The sequence below is a fragment of the Bradyrhizobium iriomotense genome (assembly GCF_018129405.1).
Classification (GTDB): domain Bacteria; phylum Pseudomonadota; class Alphaproteobacteria; order Rhizobiales; family Xanthobacteraceae; genus Bradyrhizobium; species Bradyrhizobium iriomotense_B.
Map to the genome: position 1 here is coordinate 576,512 of NZ_JAFCLP010000001.1, position 23,019 is coordinate 599,530.

General features: G+C 65.7%; 18 protein-coding genes. 5 read left to right on the forward strand and 13 right to left on the reverse strand.

The window, feature by feature from the left end:
- Positions 1-21: 21 nt before the first annotated feature.
- From JQ592_RS02420 to hpaR, 13 genes are all read right to left on the reverse strand, one after another.
- Positions 22-1,233, reverse strand: coding sequence for an ABC transporter substrate-binding protein (locus JQ592_RS02420; protein WP_211401312.1), 1,212 nt, complete (start codon positions 1,231-1,233; stop codon positions 22-24).
- A gap of 215 nt (positions 1,234-1,448) precedes the next feature.
- Positions 1,449-2,024: an HdeD family acid-resistance protein gene (locus JQ592_RS02425; RefSeq protein WP_211401313.1), complete on the reverse strand. Its 576-nt coding sequence runs from the start codon at positions 2,022-2,024 to the stop codon at positions 1,449-1,451.
- A 128-nt stretch (positions 2,025-2,152) separates the two neighbouring features.
- A complete protein-coding gene (locus JQ592_RS02430) occupies positions 2,153-3,676 on the reverse strand; it encodes an FAD-dependent oxidoreductase (RefSeq protein WP_211401314.1) in 1,524 nt (507 codons plus the stop codon).
- A gap of 78 nt (positions 3,677-3,754) precedes the next feature.
- On the reverse strand, positions 3,755-4,648 hold the full coding sequence (locus JQ592_RS02435; protein WP_211401315.1) for an alpha/beta fold hydrolase: 894 nt from the start codon (positions 4,646-4,648) through the stop codon (positions 3,755-3,757).
- Positions 4,649-4,760: 112 nt separating this feature from the next.
- Entirely contained in the window at positions 4,761-5,588 is an 828-nt protein-coding gene (locus JQ592_RS02440; protein WP_211401316.1) for an HD domain-containing protein, read from the reverse strand.
- 323 nt (positions 5,589-5,911) lie between these two features.
- A complete protein-coding gene (locus JQ592_RS02445) occupies positions 5,912-6,790 on the reverse strand; it encodes a transglutaminase family protein (protein WP_211401317.1) in 879 nt (292 codons plus the stop codon).
- A complete protein-coding gene (locus JQ592_RS02450; RefSeq protein WP_211401318.1) occupies positions 6,787-9,300 on the reverse strand; it encodes a circularly permuted type 2 ATP-grasp protein in 2,514 nt (837 codons plus the stop codon). Before JQ592_RS02450 ends, JQ592_RS02445 begins: the two co-directional genes overlap by 4 nt.
- A gap of 27 nt (positions 9,301-9,327) precedes the next feature.
- Entirely contained in the window at positions 9,328-12,597 is a 3,270-nt protein-coding gene (locus tag JQ592_RS02455; protein WP_211401319.1) for a DUF2126 domain-containing protein, read from the reverse strand.
- Between the two features lie 225 nt (positions 12,598-12,822).
- A complete protein-coding gene (locus tag JQ592_RS02460) occupies positions 12,823-14,127 on the reverse strand; it encodes a methyl-accepting chemotaxis protein (RefSeq protein WP_211401320.1) in 1,305 nt (434 codons plus the stop codon).
- Positions 14,105-14,626, reverse strand: a complete 522-nt coding sequence (locus JQ592_RS02465) for a PAS domain-containing protein (RefSeq protein ID WP_130368229.1) — start codon at positions 14,624-14,626, stop codon at positions 14,105-14,107. Before JQ592_RS02465 ends, JQ592_RS02460 begins: the two co-directional genes overlap by 23 nt.
- A gap of 170 nt (positions 14,627-14,796) precedes the next feature.
- A complete protein-coding gene (locus JQ592_RS02470; protein ID WP_211401321.1) occupies positions 14,797-16,320 on the reverse strand; it encodes a UxaA family hydrolase in 1,524 nt (507 codons plus the stop codon).
- A 94-nt stretch (positions 16,321-16,414) separates the two neighbouring features.
- A complete protein-coding gene (locus tag JQ592_RS02475; RefSeq protein ID WP_211401322.1) occupies positions 16,415-17,191 on the reverse strand; it encodes an HpcH/HpaI aldolase family protein in 777 nt (258 codons plus the stop codon).
- Positions 17,192-17,432: 241 nt separating this feature from the next.
- A complete protein-coding gene (gene hpaR / locus JQ592_RS02480) occupies positions 17,433-17,951 on the reverse strand; it encodes a homoprotocatechuate degradation operon regulator HpaR (RefSeq protein ID WP_211401323.1) in 519 nt (172 codons plus the stop codon).
- A 111-nt stretch (positions 17,952-18,062) separates the two neighbouring features.
- On the opposite strand from hpaR, the gene hpaH reads away from it, so the two are divergent.
- The 5 genes from hpaH (at position 18,063) to JQ592_RS02505 (ending at position 22,997) form a co-directional block, all read left to right on the forward strand.
- Positions 18,063-18,869, forward strand: a complete 807-nt coding sequence (gene hpaH / locus JQ592_RS02485; RefSeq protein ID WP_211401324.1) for a 2-oxo-hept-4-ene-1,7-dioate hydratase — start codon at positions 18,063-18,065, stop codon at positions 18,867-18,869.
- Positions 18,870-18,899: 30 nt separating this feature from the next.
- On the forward strand, positions 18,900-19,298 hold the full coding sequence (locus JQ592_RS02490) for a 5-carboxymethyl-2-hydroxymuconate Delta-isomerase (RefSeq protein ID WP_211401325.1): 399 nt from the start codon (positions 18,900-18,902) through the stop codon (positions 19,296-19,298).
- The gene (hpaE, locus tag JQ592_RS02495; protein ID WP_211401326.1) at positions 19,291-20,829 is read left to right on the forward strand and encodes a 5-carboxymethyl-2-hydroxymuconate semialdehyde dehydrogenase; all 1,539 of its coding nucleotides are present in this window, start codon (positions 19,291-19,293) and stop codon (positions 20,827-20,829) included. The genes JQ592_RS02490 and hpaE overlap by 8 nt, the downstream gene beginning before the upstream one ends.
- A 121-nt stretch (positions 20,830-20,950) precedes the next feature.
- Complete coding sequence (hpaD, locus tag JQ592_RS02500; protein WP_211401327.1) at positions 20,951-21,934, forward strand: 3,4-dihydroxyphenylacetate 2,3-dioxygenase; 984 nt, start codon at positions 20,951-20,953, stop codon at positions 21,932-21,934.
- 193 nt (positions 21,935-22,127) lie between these two features.
- Positions 22,128-22,997 (forward strand): fumarylacetoacetate hydrolase family protein, encoded by an 870-nt coding sequence (locus JQ592_RS02505; protein ID WP_211401328.1) that lies wholly within the window; start codon positions 22,128-22,130, stop codon positions 22,995-22,997.
- Positions 22,998-23,019: the final 22 nt, after the last annotated feature.

Consider the following 23,019-nt stretch of genomic DNA (forward strand, 5'->3'; position numbering starts at 1 on the left):
GTCCGCGGACAGAGCGCCGCCTCACGTCCCGCGCAACAGCTCGCTGGCCACGACCCAGTCGTTGCCGTCGAACTGCAGCATGTAGCCGTCCTTGATCGGGCGGAAATCCTGCGGCGTGGTGTTGAGGGTGATGCCGGGCATCAACAGCGACAGCGGTACGTTCTTCAGGTTCGCCGCCTGCGCCATGATGTTCTCGCGCGTCAGATTGTCCTTGCACTGCTTCAGCAGTACCACCAGGGCCTCGGCGACGGTGTAGCCGTAGAGGCCGGCGACGTTGTTGATATCGGCGTTGGGCAGACGCTTCTTCATGAAATCGATATAGGCCGTCATCGCCGGGTCGTCCTTCGGCGCCTCGACGAACGGCTTGAGCGCGCCGAGCGACAGCACGCCCTTGCCGGCCTCGAGGCCGGCCGGTGCCATCACGGTCGCCTTGTTGGCGCAGCCGCTGGCGAGGAAGCGCGTCGGCGCCCAGCCGACCTCGTGCGCCTTGCGGATCGCCTGCGCGCAGGCGCGCGGCGTCACCGAGTAGATCATGAAGACGTCGGCCTTGGTATTGGCGAGCGTCAGCACCTGAGAGTCGACCGTCGGATCGGCGACCTCGAAGCTCGAGGCCATCGCGATCGCCTTGTCGGCATCGGCGCCGAGCGCCTCCCTGACACCGCGCAGATATTCCTTGCCGGCGTCGTCGTTCTGGTAGAGCACCGCAAACCGCGCATTCGGGTTCTTGGCGCGGGCATAGGCGACGTCGATCGCGGCCTCGCTGGTGTAGTTCGGCGCCCAGGGCAGCGCCATCGACCAGGGCATGTTGGCGGGATCGTTCCACTTCGAGGCAGAGCTGATCAGGAAGAGCTGCGGCACCTTGTTGCCGTTGAGATACTTTGCGATCGCCGAGCTCGGCGCGGTGCCCATGGTGGCGAAGATGAAAGCGACGCCGTCGCCCTCGACGAGGCGCCGCGCCGCCTCCATGGTCTTGGGCGGCGAGAAGGCGTCATCCAGCGAGATCAGATTGAGCTTGCGGCCGCCAATGCCGCCCTTGTCGTTGATCTCGTCGAAATAGGCGGAGATCACCCGGCCGGTGATGCTGAGCGGCGAGGCCGGCCCGCTATAGGGCATGGTGTTGCCGATCTTGATCTCGGTGTCGCTGACGCCGGGACCATAGGATTTTTGCGCCGGTGCAGGCGTGGACAGGCAGGCGGCAGCCAAAGCTGCGACCAGGGCCAAAGCGGCTCTCATGGTGTCTCCCCGATGATGATCGCCGCGCGGCGAAGCGGCCGCGCTGCGCGCTGCTTTTGTCAGCGCGTCAGATCACCGGAGTTCCGCAAGATGGTCTTGCGTCGAGTTGCTGATGGCTGGCGGCACGCCTGAAGCGCGATGAGATTTGGATGAATCGTCATCGCGCTTTAGGTGATTGTTTGCGCATGATCTTTCCGGAAAACCGCTTCGCACTTTTAGCCGCGCCGCTTCAGGCTGAAGCCGAGGCTGATCCAGCCGGCACCGGCCATGATCAGGTCGATGCCGAGGAACAGGCCGAGGATGTAGACGCTGTTCACCGGCCAGCGCGCCAGGATCAAGAGGCCAAGCAGCAGCGTGATGACGGCCGACAGCGCCACCCAGACCCACGGGCTCTCGCGCTTCATGCTGAAGGCGAGAAACAACCTGACGGCGCCGGAGGCGATCAGCGAGGCGCCGAGAAACAGCGTCAGCAGGACGGCCGCGAACAGCGGATTCTCGAAGGTCAGGAATCCCGCGATCACGTAGAGCACGCCGAGCAAGGCCCAGATCAGAAACTTGCCCCAGCTCTTCATCTGGAACGCGCCGATGATCTCGGTGACGCCAGCGACGATCATCATGGCACCGACCACGATCACGCTCGCCACCGTCGCCATCACCATGCTGCCGAGCGCGACAAAGCCGGCGATGAGATAGACGACGCCGAGCGCGACGATCCAACCCCATTTGGCATGCAGCGCCGCGATGCCGGAGCCGAGACTTGGGTGAGGAGACGTGTCAGAAGCACTGGTCATGGCGGTCACTCCTGCATGCGAAGCCCGCGGGTACACGCCAGAATAGCACGCACCGCACCGGGACGACAGCCAGCAGAGCATCCGTACCGACAGCGACATTGACGCAAATCAAGGTCGAGTGCGGTGCATCATCCGCGCGAGCGCTCCATCTCGAACTCGGCCTTGAGATTGTCGAGATCGCGATAAATTGAAGCGACCGCAAGCACGCGGCCGCCCTTGCGGTACTTCAGCAGGCAGTCCTTGCCGGAAATGCTGCCGTCGATGGCGACGTCGTCGAAGCTCTCTGCGTGACCGACATAGTTGATCGGAACGTCGTAATGCTGGGACCAGAAGAACGGCACGGCGTCGAAGCGTTCGCGCCTGCCGAGCATGTTGCGCGCCGCGGTCTGGCCCTGGCGCTCCGCCACCACCCAATGCTCGACGCGGATGGTGTGCCGCGAATGCGGATCAGGCCAGCGCGCGATGTCGCCGGCGGCGAAGATGCCGGCGACGCTGGTTTCAAGATATTCAGTCACGCTGACGCCGCGATCGGCGGCAAGGCCCGCCTGCTCGGCCAGCGCCAGGCGCGGCCTGACGCCGATGCCGACCACGACCAGGTCCGCTTCGATGACCGCGCCGCTCTTCAGTGTGGCGCGGGTGCCGTCGAGCCTCTCCACCGTGTCCTCGAGGTGGAAGTTGACGCCGTTCTCTTCATGCAGCGCGCGAATGAAGTCGCCCATCTCGGAGCCGAGCACCTTCTGCATCGGTCGCTCCTCCGGCGCAACCACGTGCACGTCGAGCTTGCGCGCCCGCAAGGACGCCGCAACTTCCAGGCCGATGAAGCTGGCACCGATCACCAGCGCGCGCTTCGCGCTGCCGGCGGCCTTGATGATGGCGCGGCTGTCGGCGACGGAGCGCAAGGTGTGGACGTGCGGCTGGTCCGCACCCGGGATCTGCAGCTTGACCGGCTCGGCGCCGGTCGCAAGCAGCAGCCGGTCGAACGGCAGGCTGTCGCCACTGCCGAGGGTCACGCTGCGTGCCCTTGGATCGATCGCCGCAACGTTCGTGCTGAGCCTGAGATCGATGCCGGCTCTCTGATAGTAGTCCTCGCCCCGCAGCGGCAGCCAATCCTCCGGCGCGTTGCCGGCGAGGTAATCCTTGGAGAGATTCGGCCGGTCGACCGGCATCGTGCCGTCATTGCTGAGCATGGTGATGGCGCCGGCAAAGCCTTCACGCCGGAGCGTCTCGGCCGCAGCGAAGCCGGCGGCACCACCGCCGACGATGACGAATTTTTCGGGCGTCGGCGCACTGCGATGCGCTGCCGACGGCGTCGGCGCCTCACGCTTGCGCTGAACCAGAATCCTGTCCTGGTCCTGCATGATCTCCCACACCGCCAGCGCATTCAGCGCCGGCGGACGGGTGGCCTCGCCCGTGCGCAGGGAGAAGCAGGCGTGGTGCCAGGGGCAGCGGATGGTGTCGCCGACCACGAGGCCCTCGGCGAGCGGACCGTGATAGTGGCTGCAGGCGGGCTCGATCGCGAAGATCTCGCCGCCGGCCTGCACCAGCAGGACGTCTTCGTCCCCGACATGGCCGAGCAGCTTGCCGTCCTTGAAGTCGGCGAGCGATACGCCCGTGGTCAGATCCGGCCCGCTCGGCTTCTTGTCCTCGCTCATGGTCACCTCCCGACAGCTTGACGCGCAACTCAGGAATTGGACGGCGGGACGAGCGAAAAGTTCCCGCGATCGCGAAAATCAGGGCCCGGCCGCCTCGCGCACATCGCGCACGGCCTGCGCCCATTCGGCCGGCCGTTCCTGCGGAAGATTATGGCCGGCGCCCGCGAACACGCGCCGCTCGAAGAAGCCCTCGAACTTGCGCGCGTGGTGCGCGGTGCCGGGATTGACGCCGTCGCTGTCGCCGTCGATCGCGATCGTCGGGACGCGGATCGCGGGTTGCGCGGCGAGCTTTTCTTCGATCCCGGCATAGGCGGGATCGCCTTCGACCAGAGCGTAGCGGTGGCGATAGGAGTGGATCACGACATCGACGAAATCAGGATTGTCGAAGGACACAGCGCTGTTCTCGAACGTCGCATCGTCAAAGGCCCATGTCGGCGACCACATCGACCAGAGCTGGCGCGCGAAGCCGCGCCGGTTACGCTCCAGCGCGCGGCGGCCCCGCTCGTTGTGGAAGAGATATTGATACCAGAGTGCCGCCTCCTCCGGCGGCGAGGCCGGCTCCATGGATCGGGCGATGTTCTGGATGTTGTAGGAATCGCCGGAGACGAGACCGGCCACGCGCTCAGGATAGAGCGCCGAAACCACGCAGGCCGCGCGCCCGCCCCAGTCGTAGCCCCCGACGATTGCGCGTTCGATGTGAAGCGCATCCATGAAGGCGAGCAGATCGGCGCCCAGCGCAGCCTGCTCGCCGGAGCGCAGTGTTGCAGCGGAGCGAAATCGCGTCGGCCCGTAGCCGCGCAGCCAGGGCACCAGCACGCGTGCGCCCGCTTGCGCGATGATCGGCGCCGCCTCGGCATAGGCTTTCACGTCGTAGGGAAAGCCGTGGCCCATGATGCAGGGCCAGCCGTCGGCGGGGCCGTATTCGAGATAGGCGATGTCGAGGACATCCGTGGTGATGGTTTTTTGTTGCATGATTGGCTCACGGATATCCGCGGTCGTAGCCCGGATGAGCGAAGCGACATCCGGGAATTTGCGCGACCGGACCCGGATATCGCTGGCGCTCATCCGGGCTACAAGACTGCCCTTACTTCTGCGGTCCGGACAGCGAGATGTCGCGTTCGGCGCGGAACACATTGCTATAGAGATTGGCGATCCACTGCCGGCCGATCTCGGTCTTGTTGAGATAGCTGATCTCGGTCTGGATGTGCGGGGCGACGCTGTTCCAGTAGAATTGGGGATAGCGGTTCACGATGTCGGCGGGCGAGTCGTAGCCAAGCTGCCGGTTCATGCCCACTTCCTCGAACTCGTAGTAGAGCGCGTTGGCCTTGCGCAGATAGTTGGGATCGCCGAGCTGGCCGATGAAATCGGCGGCGCGCAGGATCGAGGCTTCGTCGTCATATTCCTGTCCCTGACGGGCCGGGAAGCGGGTCCCCTCGATGGCGCGGGCGACACGCTCGGAGTCCACGCCGCGGATCGGAGGAAGCCGCCGCCGCACGAAAAGTTTCGATCGGTCAACGTGGTACATCATCAGGCTGGCATCGGATGCGCCGCGCGGCAGCGACACCTTGGTCCCGGCCTCGTCGATCAGGAAGCCATCCTCGTCGTCCTCCGCGAACAGGCCGCGCACATAGCCGATATCGTGGGCGAGGCAGGCGATGAGGATATGGATGTAGTCCTCGGCATCGAGATGCGTGTGCAGATTGCGGCCAAGCATGATCGCCTGGGCTGCCAGCGTCACCAGCATCGTATGCTCGATGTTGTGATAGAGCGCATCGCTGTTGCCGATGCATTCCATCGCGGTGCGCGTCGATGCCTCCACCACCCTGGCATAGGAATCGTCGTACCTGCGACGCATGAACGAGCCCAGCAACTTCTCCAGGGATTCAGCCGCCAGTCTCGGTAACGTCATCATGGATGCAGCCCCGCTTGTCGGTGGTGTCCCACGCCAGCTCCCGACGTCCCTTGTTGCCTTCGACGCAAGAGCCAGCATAGCCCATCTTGGGCCGAGGGACCAAATCCCGGACCCAAATTACGCAAATTATGTTGCTCTTGTGCCCTGCGAGAGCGCGGTTGCGGTCGCGGCGCGATGCCGCCGGGCCGACCAGTCGGATGGCTCCGGCCAGGCACGGAAATCAAATTCGCTTTATCGGACATGAACGACAGTCCGGCGCAATGGACCGCAGCCTGACGCATGCGCCTGCATCGTCTTCGCGGCCGGGACGGCGGAGGCCGCCGTCACTCCACCAGCAGCACGTCGACGGCGACGCCGAGCTTCTGCTTGGGCGAGCCGACGATGATGCCGTCGACCGGCGAGACGTCGGAGAAGTCGCGTGCGACCGCGAGCACGATATGGTCGTTCGCGACCAGAAGATCGTTGGTCGGGTCGAAATCGACCCAGCCCAGCTCCGCCCCGCACCACAGCGAGACCCAGGCATGGGTGGCGTCGGCGCCCTGCAGGCGCGGCTGGCCCGGCGGCGGGATGGTACGCAAGTAACCGCTGACATAGGCGGCCGGGAGGCCGAGCCCGCGCAGCCCTGCGATCATCACATGGGCAAAGTCCTGGCAGACGCCGTGGCGCTTGTCGAAGACCTCGTTCAGCGGCGTCGAGATCACGGTAGCCTTCGGGTCGTAACGAAACTGGTTGCGAATGCGACGCATGAGATCGACCGCGCCTTTGAGGATGCCCTCGCCGGCTGGAAAGCTTTCCGCCGCATAGGCGCTGACCGGGCGCAGCACCGGCACCAGGGGGCTCGCAAAGACATAGCCGACCGGCGAAGACGGCCCGAGGCTGGTCGCCTCAAACGCGATGTCACGGATGCTCTCCCAGGGCGGACTGACCGTATCGCGCGCCGGAGGCTGGCGCGAAACGGAGACGCGCGAGCGCGAGTCGATGCGCAGATTGCGATGCGCGCCCTCGATCACGACGCTCTCGGTCAGCGTGCCGAAGAAATCGCGGCGGACGTTGCGCTCGGAGGGGCGCGGACGGATCTCGACCTGGTGCGAGATCAGCTCCTGGCCGTTGCCGCTTCTGGGCTCCAGCCGCAGCGTGCAGCGGGCGAAGCTGACCGGACTTTCGTATTCGTAAGTCGTGACATGACGGATGTCGTAGATCACGCCAGCCCCGTCAGCTTTTCCGGCCGGCTGGCGTTGGGGCCGTGCGGGAAATAGTGCAGCCCGATCGCCTCGGCAAGGCTGAGCAGATCCTGCTCCAGCGCGAACAGCGTCTTGACCTCGAGCTTCTCGGCCTCCGCCGTCGCCAGCATCGCCTGCACCGCCACCGCAAGCCGCTGCGGCTGCTCGATCAGGCCGTGCTCCTTCAGGCTCGGCAGCGCCGCGATGTGCTCGTTCAGGGTCGCGACCTGGAACGCCACCGAACGCGGATTGTAGCTGTCGAGCACCGCGAGGTCGCGCACCGGGGCGAGGATCGGCGCCAGCAAATAGCGCGAGCGGTAGGTGATCTGGGAATCCACCAGCGTCAGCAGGATATCGAGATCCTCGTCGCCGGCCTCGTCATATGCAAATTGACGTGCAAAGCGTGTGGTGTTGATGGCGCGCTCGGTGCGGCGGCCAATGTCGAGGAAGCGCCAGCCGGCGGCCCGGTTCATGTTCTCCTGCGCAAGGCCGGCGAAGCTCGCCAGCTCCTGCAGGGTCAGCTCGGCCGCGCTCAGCACGCTGTCGTCGTCCTCGACCTCATAGGCGAGGCGCTCGGCCATCTCGGTGATGACCTGCCAGGCGTCGGGCGACAGCCGCTCGCGCAGGGACGTCGCGGTGCGCTGGGCCGCGCGGACCAGCGACAGCGCCGAGCCGAAGCGCTCCGCGCTCTGCAGCGCCTCGGCGGCGATGCGGCCGGGCGCCGCGCGCGAGGTCTGCGAAATCGCGCCCCAGGCCACCAGCATGCGCTGGATGCGTTCGGACGATTGCAGCGAGGCCGCGGTGCCTTTGTTGGGCCCGCTCGGCGAGCCCAGCGCGCGCACCAGCCGCAGCGTCGCCTCGGCGCGTTCGAGATAGCGGCCGAGCCAGAACAAATTGTCGGCGGCGCGGCTCGGCAGCACGCCGGCGATGCGGCGGATGCGGACCTTGTCGGTCGCGGGCAAGAGCGTCGCGGTCGAGACCTGCTTGTCGGAGACGACCCAGACGTCGGCGGCGCGCGCACCGTCGCCCATCGACACTGCGCGCGCATCGGCTTGCTCTGCGATCCGGCAGAAACCGCCGGGCATGATGGCCCAGCCGTCGGGTGTGGCGGCAGCGAACACGCGCAGCACGAAGGGACGCGGCGTGATCTGGCCATGCTCCCACACCGGCATGGTCGAGAGCCGCACCACCTCCTGGCCGACATAGTCCATGCCGCGCGCACTGATGGCGTCGACCAGGCGCTGGCGGCCGCCAGCATCGAGCTCGCTCGCGAGCACAGGACCGCTCAAGTCGAAGCCGGGCACGCCGCGCCGGTACGCGCCTTCGATCGCCACCTCGTCGAGCCGTGACAACACCTCGTCGCGCGCGTTGCGCTGGCCGCACCACCAGGTCGCGATATGCGGCATCTTCAGCTCTTCGCCGAGCAGGCGGCGGCTCAACGCCGGCAGGAAGCCGAGCAGCGCCCGCGCCTCCAAGACGCCCGAGCCCGGCATGTTGGCGACGACGACGCCGTCCTTGCGCAGCACATCGATCAGACCGGGCACCCCCAACCGCGAGGAGGCATCGAGCTCCAGCGGATCGAGCGAGTTGGAATCGACGCGGCGCAAGAGCACATCCAGCCGCTTTAGGCCGGCGACGGTGCGGATGTGGATGCGATTGTCGCTGACGGCGAGATCGTCGCCCTCGACCAGCAGGAAGCCGAGATAGCGCGCCAGCGTCGCATGCTCGAAATAGGTCTCGCTGAAGCTGCCGGGCGTCAGCACGCCGATCCGCGGCTCGTCGCGATCGGCGCGCGCGCGCAGACTGTCGCGGAACGCCTCGAAGAACGGCGCGACGCGTGGCACGTTCATCGACTTGTAGAGGTCGGAGAAGGCGCGCGACAGCACGAGGCGGTTCTCCAGCGCGTAGCCCGCGCCTGACGGCGCCTGGGTGCGGTCGCCGAGCACCCACCAGCGCCCGTCGGGGCCGCGGCCGACGTCGGCGGCATAGAGCGAGAGATAGCGCCCGCCCGGCGGCGGGACGCCGCAGACGGGACGGAGATATTCGGGGCTGCCGGCGATCGCCGCCGCGGGCAGCGCGCCTTCGGCAACCAGGCGTCCCTCGCCATAGATGTCGCGCAGCACGAGCTCGAGCAGCTCGGCGCGCTGGGTGATGCCGGCGCAGAGCTGCTGCCAGTCGGCTTCATCGATCAGCAGCGGCAGGTGGCTGATCGACCAGGGCCGGTCGGCGCTGTCGCCTGGGGCGCGGTAGGTGACGCCGGCCTCGCGCAGATGGCGGTCGGCCATGCCGAAGCGACGCTCGACCTCGTCGGGCGCGAGCGCGCCGAAGGCGTCGAAGAAGCGGCTCCAGACCGCGCGCGGGGCACCGTCGGGCCCAAGGAACTCGTCGGGGATGCCGGGCAGGCGGCTATAGTCGCGGACCCATTGCGCGATCCGCTGCTGGGCTTGTGTCCAGCCCGCCTGGTCGTTGTCTTCGGCCGCGCCCTCGCCCATGGGCCTTTCCCTCCCCCACCATCATACTCATTGCAGGAGCGGGGTCCGCAAGTCGAGGGTCAGCGGAAATTCATTTGTGCGTTCCTCGGGCGGCGGCTGCATCGGACCGGGGGTATGGCCGTGGTCCTGGAAGCGCGCCAGCCGCCGCGCCTCGGCCTCATAGGTGTTGACCGGCTTGGTGTCGTAGTTGCGCCCGCCGGGATGGGCGACGTGATAGACGCAGCCGCCGAGCGAGCGGCCGTTCCAGGTGTCGATCAGATCAAAGGTCAGGGGCGCGTGGACGGGAATGGTCGGGTGCAGGCCGGAGGCCGGCTGCCAGGCCTTGAAGCGGACACCCGCCACGGCCTCCGCCGAGCGGCCGGTCGAGGTCATCGGCAGGCGGCGGCCGTTGCAGGTGACGATGTGGCGCCCCTCCACAAAACCCTCGGCCTTGACCTGGAGCCGCTCGACCGAGCTATCGACATAGCGCACGGTGCCGCCGGCCGAGCCCTCCTCGCCGAGGACGTGCCACGGCTCCAGCGCCTGGCGCAATTCCAGCGTCACGCCGCCATGATGGACCCGGCCGAAGGCGGGGAAGCGGAATTCGAGCTGGGCCAGATACCATTCCGGTTCGAACGGATAGCCGAACTGCTTGAGCTCGGTGAGCACGTCGAGAAAATCTTCCCAGATGAAATGCGGCAGCATGAAGCGGTCGTGCAGCGCGGTGCCCCAGCGCACGAACTTGCCGGATTGCGGCTCGCGCCAGAACTTTGCGATCAGCGCGCGGATCAGGAGCTGCTGCGCCAGCGACATGCGCGGATCGGGCGGCATTTCGAGCGCGCGGAATTCGACCAGGCCGAGCCGCCCCGTGGGCCCCTCCGGCGAATAGAGCTTGTCGATGCAGATCTCGGCGCGGTGGGTGTTGCCGGTGATGTCGACGAGCAGGTGCCGGAACAGCCGGTCCACCAGCCACAGCGGCGTCTGGTAGCCCGGCGGCGGCACGTGCGAGAGCGCGATCTCGAGCTCGTAGATGCTGTCGTGACGCGCCTCGTCGATGCGCGGCGCCTGGCTGGTCGGGCCGATGAAGAGGCCGGAGAAGAAGTAGGACAGCGAAGGATGCCGCTGCCAATACAGCACGAGGCTCTTCAGGAGATCCGGCCGACGCAGGAATGGCGAGTCCTGCGGGCTCGAGCCGCCGACCACGACGTGATTGCCGCCGCCGGTGCCGGTGTGGCGGCCGTCGACCAGGAAACGGTTGGCGCCGAGGCGCACCTTGGCCGCGTCCTCATAGAGACCAGAGGTGATCTCGACCGCATCGCGCCAGCTCCTGGCCGGCTGAATGTTGATCTCGATGACACCGGGGTCTGGCGTCACCTTGATCACCTCGATGCGCGGATCGAACGGCGGCGGATAGCCCTCGACATGGACGGGGAGCTGCATTTCCTCGGCGGTGTCTTCCAGCGCCGAGATCAGCTCGAGATAATCCTCGATGCGCTCGACCGGCGGCATGAAGGCGCAAATCACACCGTCGCGGATTTCGATCGACATCGCGGTGCGGACCGGGACGGACGTGTTGAGCTTCTCGGGCGCTTCCCGGGGCGGTGATTTCGGCCGCGCCGGCGGCGTGAATACCGGCAGCTTGCCGCGCGCCTCCATCGGATCCTGCTCGACGATGTAAGGATATTGATTGGGCGGCACGTAGCCGAGCGAGCCGATCGGCAAGCGCAGGCCGAGCGGTGAATCGCCCGGCATCAGAAACAGATGGCTGCGTCGCAGGGGCCAGCGCTCGCTGCGCCAGCGCGGCGGCGCATTCCAGCGCTGGATCGGCAACACGAAACCACGCGGTGTGTTCAGACCCTCGTCGAACACCCGCGCCATGCGGGCGCGCGCTTCAGCATCGGACAATTTGGAGTCGGAGGGATCGACATTGATCGGAAGCTCGGCTTCCTTCATGAGCCAATAGGCCGGGTCCTCATAGGCCGGCATGATGTAGCCAAGGTCGACGCCGAGCCGCGCGGCGGTGCCTTCCATGAAGGCTTCGGCGTCCCTGACCTCGGGCCGGCGCGGATTTTCGATCTTGGCGATGAGATCGGCGTTCTTCCAGATCGGCACGCCGTCCTTGCGCCAGTAGAGACCGAAGGCCCAGCGCGGCAGGCTCTCGCCCGGATACCATTTGCCCTGGCCGTAATGCAGCAGGCCACCGGATGCAAAGCGCGTCCGCAGGCGGCGGATCAGATCGTCGGCGAGCGTCCGCTTGGTGGGACCGACGGCCTCCGTATTCCACTCGCCCGCCTCGAGATCGTCGACCGAGACGAAGGTCGGCTCGCCGCCCATGGTCAGCCGCACGTCCTGCGCGGCGAGATCGCCGTCGACCTGCTCGCCGAGATCGTTGAGCCGCGCCCAGGATTCATCGGAGAACGGCTTCGTGATGCGCGGCGCCTCGCGGATGCGCCTGACGCTCATGTCGAAGGCGAACTCGACCTCGGCAAAGCCGGCACCGCCGGAGATCGGCGCGGCCGAGCGATAATGCGGCGTGGCGGCGACCGGGATGTGCCCCTCGCCCGCCAGCATGCCGGAGGTCGCGTCGAACCCGATCCAGCCGGCGCCCGGCAGATAGACCTCGGCCCAGGCGTGCAGATCGGTAAAATCGTTCTCGACTTCCGGTGGGCCCTCGATCGGATCGATGTCGGGACGGATCTGGATCAGGTAGCCGGAGACGAAACGCGCGGCGAGCCCGAGATGACGGAAGGTCTGGATCAGCAGCCAGGCGGAGTCGCGGCAGGAGCCGGCGCAGGAGGTGAGCGTCTCCTCCGGAGTCTGCACGCCGGGCTCCATGCGGATGATGTAGTTGATCTTCTTCTGCAGCTCGCGATTGAGGTCAACCAGGAAGTTGACGGTGTTCGGCGCCTCGCGCGGGATCGACGCCAGATATTTTGCGAAGTGAGAATCAGGCTGGATGGTCTCCAGATAAGGCGCGAGCTCGGTCTTGAGGTCCTTCGGATAGTCGAACGGAAAACTGTCGGCATAGGGCTCGACGAAGAAGTCGAACGGGTTGACCGTGGTCATCTGCGCCGTGAAGTCGACCTCAAACTTCAGCTCGGTGGTCTTCTCCGGGAAGACGTAGCGCGCGAGCCAGTTGCCTTGCGGGTCCTGCTGCCAGTTCACGAAGTGGTTGGCCGGCGTGACCTTGAGCGAATAGCTCAGGATCGGCGTGCGCGTGTGCGGTGCCGGCCGCAGGCGGATGGTCTGCGGGCCAAGATCGATCGGGCGGTCGTATTTGTAGTGCGTGACGTGATGTAATGCGACGTAGATCGACACGGGGTGCGGTGCTCCAGCAGCTTTTTTGAGCAGAACACCTGACGTCAATGCGATCAAGCACTAACAACGGGCAGAGGGTGCCTAGGAAGTATCCCCGTCGTCCCGGCGTCGTCGGGACGAAGACGGAGATTGTGGCTACGCCGCGCTCTCCCCACACGCGTCGTCCCGGACAAGCGCGCCTTGGGGCGCGCTTGTCCGGGACGACGGCGGTGGGTGACACGAGCCCTACGCCGCCGAGGTCAGCCGCTGCAAGAACTGCGTCACTTCGCGCCTTAGCGTCTCGACTTCGCCGTGGACGCGCTCGGAGGCGCTGTTGACGCGGGTGGCGACGCGGCCGGTGTCGGCGGCGGCATCGCTGATGCCTGTCACGTTGGAGGAGACCTGGGAGGTGCCGGCCGAGGCTTCCTGGACGTTGCGGGCGATCTCGCGCGTCGCGGCCCCCTGCTGCTCGATCGAGGCCGCAATGCTGGCCGTGATGCCGTTGATCTCGGCGATGGTCTGCGCGATCGCCTCGACGGCCGCAACCGAATTGGTGGTCGACTGCTGCATCTCGCCGACCTTTGCGCTGATCTCCTCGGTGGCCTTCGCGGTCTGGTTGGCGAGGCTCTTGACCTCGGAGGCCACCACCGCAAAGCCGCGGCCGGCGTCCCCTGCCCGCGCCGCCTCGATGGTGGCGTTCAGCGCGAGCAGGTTGGTCTGCGAGGCGATCTCGCTGATCAGCTTGACGACGTCGCCGATCCGCATGGCCGCATCCGCCAGGTTGCGGATCTCGCTGCCGGCGCGATTGGCTTCGTTCACCGCCCGCCCCGTGCTCGTGGTCGAGCCGGCCACCTGGCGGCTGATCTCGGCGATCGACGATGCGAGCTGCTCCGCCGCGCTGGCGACGGTGGCGACGTTGCGCGAGGCCTGGTCGGACGCGCTGAGCACGCCGGAGGTCTGCCGGCTGGTCTTCTCGGCCGCCGATGCCATCTGGCCTGCGTCGGTTTCGAGATCGGTCGCAGCGCCCATCAGCGTGCCCGCGACCTGATCGAGATGCGTGCCAAACTGCTTGGCGATATCCGCGACCTCGACCACGCGGCGGCCCAGGCTGTCGGTGCCGGAATTGATGACGGTGGCCGAACGGCGGAACGAGCCGGGCAGTCCGCGCGCCAGGATCTTGCGGAAATACTTGCCGCGGCTGGCATACTCCATCGATGCCGAAGCTTCGCGCTGGAAGGCATCGGTGATGTCGAGCATGTCGTTGACGGATTTCTGGATGGCTCCGATCCGCCCGGCCTGCCGCTCACTCAGGATGCGCGCCTCGAGATCGCCATGCGCCGCCTTGCGGCAGACATCGGCGACCTCATCGACGGCCAGCGCCGTGCGATGCTGGCACCAGACGGCATAGCCGAGCAGCACGACCGTCACGCCAAGCAGCGCGCCGCCGATGATTCCGGTCGCACCGAGAGGCGAAAGTCCGAATGCAACGACGGCAAGAACACACGCGAGCGCGGTCGCTCCCTGCGCCTTAGAGAGAGAGCACAAATTCATCGTAACCGACACCCTGTTGCTTGAGCAGCCCGACCATCGCCTCGAAGCTCGCATGCATGCCGTCCCTGGCATTGGCATGCCGCGCCTCTTCCGCGCACAGCGTCTTGTAGATCGGCTTGATGCGCTCGACCTGCGCCGGATCGGGCTTGCGGCGGTTGGAGTGATAGCCGACGATATTGCCGCGTTCGTCGAAGGTCGGCGTGACGTGCGCGAACACCCAGTAATGGCTGCCGTCCTTCGCCAGATTAACGACGTAGGCGAAGATCTCCTGCTTGGACTGCAGCGTGTCCCACAGCAGCTTGAATACGGCGCGCGGCATGTCGGGATGGCGGATCAGGCTGTGGGGCGCGCCCATCAGCTCGGCGTAAGAGTATTTCGCCATGCGGATGAAGACGTCGTTGGCGTAGGTGATACGGCCCTTGAGATCGGTCTTGGAGACGATCAGCTCCTCCTCGCCGAGGAGATTTTCCACGCCAGTCGGCCGTATCGCACGCGTCATCGTTGACGAATCCTGTCGAAGGGCAGCGCCCTCGAAGGGTAGCCCGCATCACCTCACGATTACGGTACGAAATGTTAATCCCGAGTGACCGCGGGGACTCCCGCGGTCATATGACACCTACGTATGACTACGTAGGTGTCCGCATCCTGCAGCGAGGTGCATCAGCACCGTTACATCGTCGCGCCCAGCACCCAGGGCGCGAACTCGGCGCCGCCGAAATCGAAGCTCTCGCTCTTGGTCGGCTGGCCGGAGGCGGTCTTGAGGATGAGGTCGAAGATGCGCTGGCCACATTGCTCGACGCTCTCCTCGCCCTCGAGGATGGTGCCGCAATTGACGTCCATGTCCTCTTCCATGCGCTTGTACATGGGCGTGTTGGTGGCGAGCTTGATCGAGGGCGCCGGCTTGCAGCCGAACACGCTGCCGCGGCCCGTGGTGAAGCAGACGAGGTTGGCGCCGCCGGCGACCTGCCCGGTCGCGGCCACGGGATCGTAGCCGGGCGTGTCCATGAACACGAAGCCGCGCTTGGTCACCGGCTCGGCATAGCGCAGCACCTCGACGAGATTGGTGGTGCCAGCCTTCGCCATCGCACCCAGTGACTTCTCCAAAATGGTGGTGAGACCGCCGGCCTTGTTGCCGGGGCTCGGATTGGCGTTCATCTCGGCGCCTTCGCGCGTCGTGTACTCGTCCCACCAGCGCATGAGATCGACCAGCTTCTCGCCGACCTCGCGGCTGACGGCGCGGCGCGTCAGCAGATGCTCGGCGCCGTAGGTCTCCGGCGTCTCCGACAGGATCACGGTGCCGCCGTGACGGACGACGAGATCGCTGGCAGCGCCCAGCGCCGGATTGGCCGAGACGCCGGAATAGCCGTCGGAGCCGCCGCATTGCAGGGCAACGGTGAGCTCGCTCGCCGGCACCGTCTCGCGCTTGACCTTGTTGGCGTCAGTGAGCGCCTCGCGCACGAAGGCGATGCCTGCTTCCACCGTCTTGCGAGTGCCGCCGACCTCCTGGATGTCCATCGCGCGCAGGCGTCCGGCGAGCTTCTGCTCTTCCATCAGGCCGCCGATCTGGTTCACCTCGCAGCCGAGGCCGAGCACGATGACGTGGGAGAAATTGACGTGCCGCGCATAGCCGCCGAGCGTGCGGCGGAGCAGCGCGAGCGGCTCGTTCTGCGTCATGCCGCAGCCGGTCTTGTGGGTCAGCGCGACCACGCCGTCGACGTTGGGGAAATCGGCCAGCGGATTGGCGCCGGTGAAGGGATTCTTCTTGAAGACGTCGGCGACGAGGCTCGCGACATGCGCGCTGCAATTCACCGAGGTGAGGATGCCGATATAGTTGCGCGTGGCGACACGGCCGTCCGGGCGGCGGATGCCTTCGAACGTCGCGGGCAGATCGAAATTCGGCGTCGGCTTGACGTCGGCGCAATAGGCATAGTCCTTCGAGAAATCACCCATGCCGCAGTTCTGCACGTGCACGTGCTGGCCCGGCGCGATTGGAATGGTCGCAAAGCCGATAATCTGGCCATACCGGATCACTGGCTCACCGACGGCGATCGGCTTGATCGCGATCTTGTGGCCGGAAGGAATGCGATCGACCGTGGTCACGCCGTCGGCCACCAATGTTCCCGGCGGCAGGCTCGCGCGCGCGATCACCACGCCATCATCGGGATGCAGGCGGATGACGGGGCTGATGGTCATGGGTATCTCCTTGGTCGAGTAGTGAGTAGCGAGTGGCGAATGGAAAAGGGGAGCAGCGCCATTCGCTACTCCCCATTCGCCATTCGCGGGGTTCTCAGGCCTTGCCGGCCGAATCCTTGCGGGTCGCGTTGACCTGCATCTTGGCATAGGTGGTCATCAGGCCGACCTCGTTCGAGAGCGTCACCAGCTTGAAGCCCATGTTGATGGCGCGCGCGGCGCCTTCCGCGCCGCTGCAATGGATGCCGGGGTTGAGGCCGCGCTTGCCGCATTCCTTGATGATCTTCTCGTAGATCGCGAGGATCTCGGGCTCGCTGCGGTCGAGCTTGGGCTCGAGGCCGTAGGAGAAGCCGAGATCGGACGGCCCGATATAGACGCCGTCAATGCCTTCGACATCGAGGATCGCTTCCATGTTCTCGACCGCGGTCCTGGTCTCCATCATCGGCAGCAGCACGATCTCGTCGTTGGCCGTCTTCTGGTAGGAGCCGGCGGTGCCGTACATGCCGGCGCGGATCGGGCCGTTGGAGCGCACGCCCTTCGGCGGATATTTGGAATAGGAGACGAGGTTCCGGGCTTCCTGCGGCGTGTTGACCATCGGGCAGATCACGCCATAGGCGCCGCCATCGAGCACCTTGCCGATGATGCCGGGCTCGTTCCAGGGCACGCGCACCATCGGGGTCACCGGGTGCTTGTCCATCGCCTGGAAGCACTGAACCATCGAGAGATAGTCCTGCACGCCATGCTGCATGTCGACCGTGACGCTGTCGAAGCCGCATTGCGCGACCATCTCGGCCGAGAAGCCGGAGGGAATTGCCAGCCACGCGTTGACCACGGCCTTGCCCGACTTCCAGATCTCTTTGACTTTGTTCGTCACGTTGCCTTCCTTCTTTGTTGTTTGGTCCGTCGTCACCATGACGAGCGCCGCGACAAGGCGATGCCGTTATTACCGCGAAGTCGATCCCCGCGCTACGCTCGCGACGACGCAAGATGTCATCCGGCAGGGGGGCGTCGTCCGTCCCGGCGCCGACTTTCGAGCGATCGGCTTGGGCGGCACTTTGAGCGAAAAAACGCGGCCATGTCCATGACAGTTGCCGCGCGGGAGCGCATATCTGCTGTCACTCCTCGGCACTTGCCTCATTGCCGGCGCCGAGGCCAGCAAGACTCTGTTCGAGCTCGCCGAGCATCTCCTGCAATTCAGCGAGCTTGCGGGCGCCGAAGCGGCTGGTGATCTCGGCGTAGATCGCCTCCGAGGTCGGCGCCACGGAGGCCATCAGCTTCACGCCCTCCTTCGAGATCGAGACCATGCTGCGGCGCTGGTCCGCCTTGGCCGTCTTGCGCTCGATCAGGTTGCGCGCCTCGAGATCGCGCAGGATGCGCGAGAGGCTCGGCCCGAGCAGGAACGCGGTGCGCGCGAGTTCCGTGACCTCGGCGGCCTCGATGGAGGCGAGCGCGCGCAGGATGCGCCATTGCTGCTCGGTCAGGCCGTGCTCGCGCAGCGAGGGGCGGAACTGTCGCATCACCGCCTCGCGCGCCCTGAGCAGTGACATCGGCAGCGAGCGCGAGAAGTCGCGCATCGGCACTTGCCGCGCGGCAGGCGCGCTTCCGTTGGCGGGGTCAGCCGGTCTCTTGCTCATGGCGCCCTTTCAGACCGCAAAACGTTTGCAGTGCAGCAAACTCAGATTCTGTTTGACGCATTCACTTAACATGTTAAGTATCTCCGGGCACCACGATTTGTAAATTCACGAATGGCGCTTTCCAACGACGATATCCAGGCTTGCGCGCGGCGTCTGCACCAGGCGGAGAAGACCCGCACGCAGATCCGCCAGCTCTCGCAGGATTTCCCCGACATCAGCATCGCTGATGCCTACGCGATTCAGAAGGCCTGGGTCGACGTCAAGATCGCGGAGGGGCGCATCGTCAAGGGCCACAAGATCGGGCTGACCTCCAAAGCGATGCAGAGCGCGCTCAACATCGACGAGCCGGATTCCGGCGTGCTGCTCGACGACATGTTCTTCGCCGATGGCGGTCTGGTCCCGACCGAGCGCTTCATCGCGACGCGTGTGGAGGCCGAGCTCGCCTTCGTCATGAGCAAGCAGCTCGCTGGCCCCGACTGCACGATGTTCGACGTGCTCAACGCCACCGACTTCGTGGTGCCTGCGCTGGAGATTTTGGACACGCGAATCGAGCGCGTCGATCCCAGGACGAAGGCCACGCGGAAAATCTTTGACACCATCGCCGACAATGCGGCCAATGCCGGCATCGTGCTCGGCGGACGGCCGATCCGCCCGCTCGACGCCGACCTGCGCTGGATCGGCGCGCTGTGTTTCAAGAACGGCCAGCTGGAAGAGACCGGCCTTGCCGCCGGCGTGCTCAATCATCCTGCGACAGCCGTGGCCTGGCTTGCCAACAAGATCGCGCCGCTTGGGCTGGCGCTGGAGCCGGGTCAGGTCGTGCTCGCCGGCTCCTTCATCCGTCCGATCGAGACCCGCAAGGGCGACACAATTCAGGCCGATTATGGCGCCTACGGCTCGGTGAGCTGCTACTTCGCTTAGGCGAACAAGAAGACAGGGAGTGAAACCGCGATGCCGCATTTCACCATCGAATATTCGGCCAATCTCGATGGCCGCCTCAACATTGACACCGTGTGCGAGGTCGTGCGCAAGGCGGCGGTGGAGACCGGCATCTTCCCGCTCGGCGGCATCCGCGTCCGCGCCATCCGCTGCGAGCATTATGCGATCGCGGACGCGCGGCAGGATTACGGTTTTCTCGACATGGTGCTGCGCATCGGTGAAGGCCGCGACCTTCCGACCCGCCAAAAGGCCGGCGAGCACGTCTTCCAGGCGCTCTCAAAGCATCTTGATCCCGTCTTCGCCGCCAGCAAGTTCGCTTTGTCGTTCGACATGCAGATCAACGACAAGGACACCAGCTGGAAGCGCAACAACATCCACGACGCCCTGAAAGTGGAGGCTGCCCATGGATAAGCCCACCCCGAAAGCCGATGTGTTCCAGGCCAACCGCGACCGCGTCGCGCCGCTGCTGAAGACGCTGCGTGCCGACGGCATCGGCCACATGATCGACGGGAAGATCGTTGCGTCGATCTCAGGCGAGACGTTCGAGACCAAGTCGCCCGTCGATGGCGCGGTGCTCGCCAGCGTCGCGCGCGGCAATGCGGAGGATATCGATCGCGCGGCAACGGCCGCTGCGCTCGCGTTCAAGTCCTGGCGCGACATGGGGCCGGCGATGCGGCGCAAGCTGCTGCATCGGGTCGCGGATGCCATCGAGGACAATGCCGACGACATCGCCGTGCTCGAATGCATCGACACGGGACAAGCCTATCGCTTCATGGCCAAGGCCGCGATCCGCGCCGCCGAGAATTTTCGCTTCTTCGCCGACAAATGCGCTGAGGCGCGCGACGGCCTCAACACGCCGAGCGACGAGCACTGGAACATCTCGACGCGCGTGCCGATCGGCCCGGTCGGCGTGATCACGCCGTGGAACACGCCGTTCATGCTCTCGACCTGGAAGATCGCTCCGGCGCTGGCCGCCGGCTGCACCGTCGTGCACAAGCCGGCCGAATGGTCGCCGGTGACGGCGTCCATTCTGGCGAAGCTGGTCAAGGAAGCCGGCGTGCCCGACGGCGTGCTCAACACCGTGCACGGCTTTGGCGAAGAGGCCGGCAAGGCTTTGACCGAGCATCCCGCCATCAAGGCGATCGGCTTCGTCGGCGAGAGCGCGACGGGCTCGGCGATCATGGTCCAGGGTGCGCCCACGCTGAAGCGCGTGCATTTCGAGCTCGGCGGCAAGAACCCCGTGATCGTATTCGACGATGCCGATCTCGACCGTGCACTCGATGCCGTCGTGTTCATGATCTACTCGCTCAACGGCGAGCGCTGTACCTCGTCCAGCCGCCTGCTGATCCAACAGAGCATCGCGGAAAAATTCGTGGAAAAGCTGACCGCGCGCGTGAAGGCGCTGAAGGTCGGCCATCCCCTCGATCCCGCCACCGAGATCGGGCCGCTGATCCACGAGCGGCACCTCACAAAGGTCTGCTCCTATTTCGACGTCGCGCGGCAGGACGGCGCTGTGATCGCGGTCGGCGGCAAAGCCTATGACGGCCCTGGCGGCGGACATTATGTCGAGCCGACCTTGGTGACCGGCGCGCACGGCAAGATGCGCGTGGCGCAGGAGGAGGTGTTCGGGCCGTTCCTGACCGTGCTGCCCTTCAAGGACGAAAAGGACGCGATCGAGATCGCCAACGACATCCGCTATGGCCTCACCGGCTATGTCTGGACCAACGACGTCGGCCGGAGCTTGCGCGTCGCCGACGCGCTGGAGGCCGGCATGATCTGGCTGAACTCGGAGAATGTCCGTCATCTGCCGACGCCGTTCGGTGGCATGAAGGCCTCGGGCATCGGCCGCGACGGCGGCGACTACTCGTTCGACTTCTACATGGAAACCAAGCACGTCTCGCTGGCGCGGGGCACGCACAAGATTCAGAAGCTGGGAATTTAGCACCGCCGTCGTTCCGGGGCGACGGGACCGCAAGCGCGGCCCGGAGAACCCGGAACCTCGAGATTCCGGGTTCGGCTCTTCGAGCCGCCCCGGAATGACAAGAACGAGAGGGGAAACGCCAATGCCGGTACCGCAACACGTCTTCGAGCCGCCGTTCAACATCATCCGCTCCAGCCACGTCGTGCTCGACGTCACCGATCTGAAGCTGAGCCGCGAGTTCTACGAGACCACCGTCGGCCTGCATGTCGAGGATTCCGACGAAAAGGTCGTTTATTTGCGTGCCGCCGAAGAGCATCAGCATCACTCGCTGGTGCTGCGCAAGTCAGCCGTGCCGGCGTGCGCCCGGCTCGGCTTCAAGGTCGGTAACGACAAGGATCTCGACAAGGCCGCCGCGTTCCTCTCCGAGAACGGCCTCGCCTACGCCTTCGTGAACCAGGCCTTCCAGGGCCGCACGCTTCAGTTCACCGATCCCTTCGGCTTCCAGATCGAGCTCTATGCGTCGATGGACAAGCGACCGCATCTGCTCCGCCGCTACGATCTCTACCGGGGCTGCCACCCGCAGCGGCTCGACCATTTCAACGTTTTCGCCGCCGAGGTGCAGGACACCGTCGATTTCTATGCAAAGCTCGGCTTCCGCCTCACCGAATATGCCGAGGAGGACGGACCGAGCGGACGCATCGCCGCGGCCTGGATGCATCGTAAGGGCAACGTCCACGATTTCGCGATCACCAACGGCAAGGGCCCTCGCCTGCACCATTTCGCATATTGGACGCCGACGGCTATGAACATCATCCATCTCTGCGACGTCATGGCCTCGCAGGGTTTTGTGAAGAACATCGAGCGCGGCCCGGGACGCCACGGCATCTCGAACGCCTTCTTCCTCTATGTGCGCGATCCCGATGGACATCGGCTGGAGCTCTACACCAGCGATTATTTTACAGGTGATCACGACCACGAACCGCTGCGCTGGTCGCTGCGCGATCCGCGCCGCCAGACGCTGTGGGGCGCACCCGCGCCGCGCTCCTGGTTCGAGCAGGGCTCGCCGTTCACGGGTCAGGCGGTGCGCGAGCCGAAATTCGTGGCCGACGTGCTGGTGGCGGATTGATGTTGGCTGCCGGCCAAACTCTCTCCCCGTCGTCCCGGCCTAGTGCGCAATTGCGCACGGGGGCCGGGACCCATAACCACAGGAAGAAGTTTGGCGATGACCAGTCGTTCGGGATTATCATCGCGCCTTATCGAGAGATCACGCGGTATGGGTCCCGGCCTTCGCCGGGACGACAGGAGATGAAGAGTCGCTAATGAAACTCCCTCGCCTCGCCACCTATTCCGTCAAGGGTGACATCAGCTACGGCGCCGTTCTGGAGGGCGGCATCGTCGATCTCTCCGCGCGCTACGCGAAGGACTATCCGACGCTGCGCGAGGTGATCGCCGCCGGCAAGTTGGTGAGCTTCGCCGAGGAAGCCGCCGGCCGCGCGCCGGATCACGCGCTCGCTGACATCACCTGGCTGCCGCCGATCCCAGCGCCGGAAAAAATCATCTGCATCGGCGTCAACTACCCCGATCGCAACGCCGAGTACAAGGACGGCCAGGACGCGCCGAAATATCCGAGCATGTTCATGCGCTCGCCCCGCTCCTTCGTCGGTCACGACACGCCGCTGGTGCGCCCGCGCGCATCCGCGCAGCTCGATTATGAAGGCGAGATCGTGCTGGTGATCGGCAAGCAAGGCCGGCACATTGCCGAGAGCGCCGCGCTCGACCACATCGCCGCGCTGACGCTGTGCAACGAGGGCTCGGTGCGCGACTGGCTGCGCCATGCAAAATTCAATGTGACGCAGGGCAAGAATTTTGATTCCAGCGGCAGTCTCGGGCCGTGGCTCGTGCCCTACACGCGGGAATCGCAGATCGCGGACATCAGGCTCACCACGCATGTCAACGGTGAGCTCAGGCAGGACGACCGCACCAGCCGGCTGATGTTTCCGTTCCGCTATCTCATCAGCTATATCTCGACCTTCGCAACGCTCGTCCCCGGCGACGTCATCGTCACGGGCACGCCGACCGGCGCCGGTGCGCGGTTCGATCCGCCGCGCTACCTCAAGCCGGGCGACGTCATCGAGGTCGCCGCCGAGGGCATCGGCTCCTTGCGCAACGGCGTCGTCGACGAAGCCTGACCAACAACCGAAGTGGAATAGT

Bases quoted from the DNA above. Each gene is read 5' to 3' on its own strand.
- JQ592_RS02420 (WP_211401312.1), bottom strand. From the start codon at position 1,233: ATGAGAGCCGCTTTGGCCCTGGTCGCAGCTTTGGCTGCCGCCTGCCTG.
- JQ592_RS02425 (WP_211401313.1), bottom strand. From the start codon at position 2,024: ATGACCAGTGCTTCTGACACGTCTCCTCACCCAAGTCTCGGCTCCGGC.
- JQ592_RS02430 (WP_211401314.1), bottom strand. From the start codon at position 3,676: ATGAGCGAGGACAAGAAGCCGAGCGGGCCGGATCTGACCACGGGCGTA.
- JQ592_RS02435 (WP_211401315.1), bottom strand. From the start codon at position 4,648: ATGCAACAAAAAACCATCACCACGGATGTCCTCGACATCGCCTATCTC.
- JQ592_RS02440 (WP_211401316.1), bottom strand. From the start codon at position 5,588: ATGATGACGTTACCGAGACTGGCGGCTGAATCCCTGGAGAAGTTGCTG.
- JQ592_RS02450 (WP_211401318.1), bottom strand. From the start codon at position 9,300: ATGGGCGAGGGCGCGGCCGAAGACAACGACCAGGCGGGCTGGACACAA.
- JQ592_RS02460 (WP_211401320.1), bottom strand. From the start codon at position 14,127: ATGAATTTGTGCTCTCTCTCTAAGGCGCAGGGAGCGACCGCGCTCGCG.
- JQ592_RS02465 (WP_130368229.1), bottom strand. From the start codon at position 14,626: ATGACGCGTGCGATACGGCCGACTGGCGTGGAAAATCTCCTCGGCGAG.
- JQ592_RS02470 (WP_211401321.1), bottom strand. From the start codon at position 16,320: ATGACCATCAGCCCCGTCATCCGCCTGCATCCCGATGATGGCGTGGTG.
- hpaR (WP_211401323.1), bottom strand. From the start codon at position 17,951: ATGAGCAAGAGACCGGCTGACCCCGCCAACGGAAGCGCGCCTGCCGCG.
- hpaH (WP_211401324.1), top strand. From the start codon at position 18,063: ATGGCGCTTTCCAACGACGATATCCAGGCTTGCGCGCGGCGTCTGCAC.
- JQ592_RS02490 (WP_211401325.1), top strand. From the start codon at position 18,900: ATGCCGCATTTCACCATCGAATATTCGGCCAATCTCGATGGCCGCCTC.
- hpaE (WP_211401326.1), top strand. From the start codon at position 19,291: ATGGATAAGCCCACCCCGAAAGCCGATGTGTTCCAGGCCAACCGCGAC.
- hpaD (WP_211401327.1), top strand. From the start codon at position 20,951: ATGCCGGTACCGCAACACGTCTTCGAGCCGCCGTTCAACATCATCCGC.
- JQ592_RS02505 (WP_211401328.1), top strand. From the start codon at position 22,128: ATGAAACTCCCTCGCCTCGCCACCTATTCCGTCAAGGGTGACATCAGC.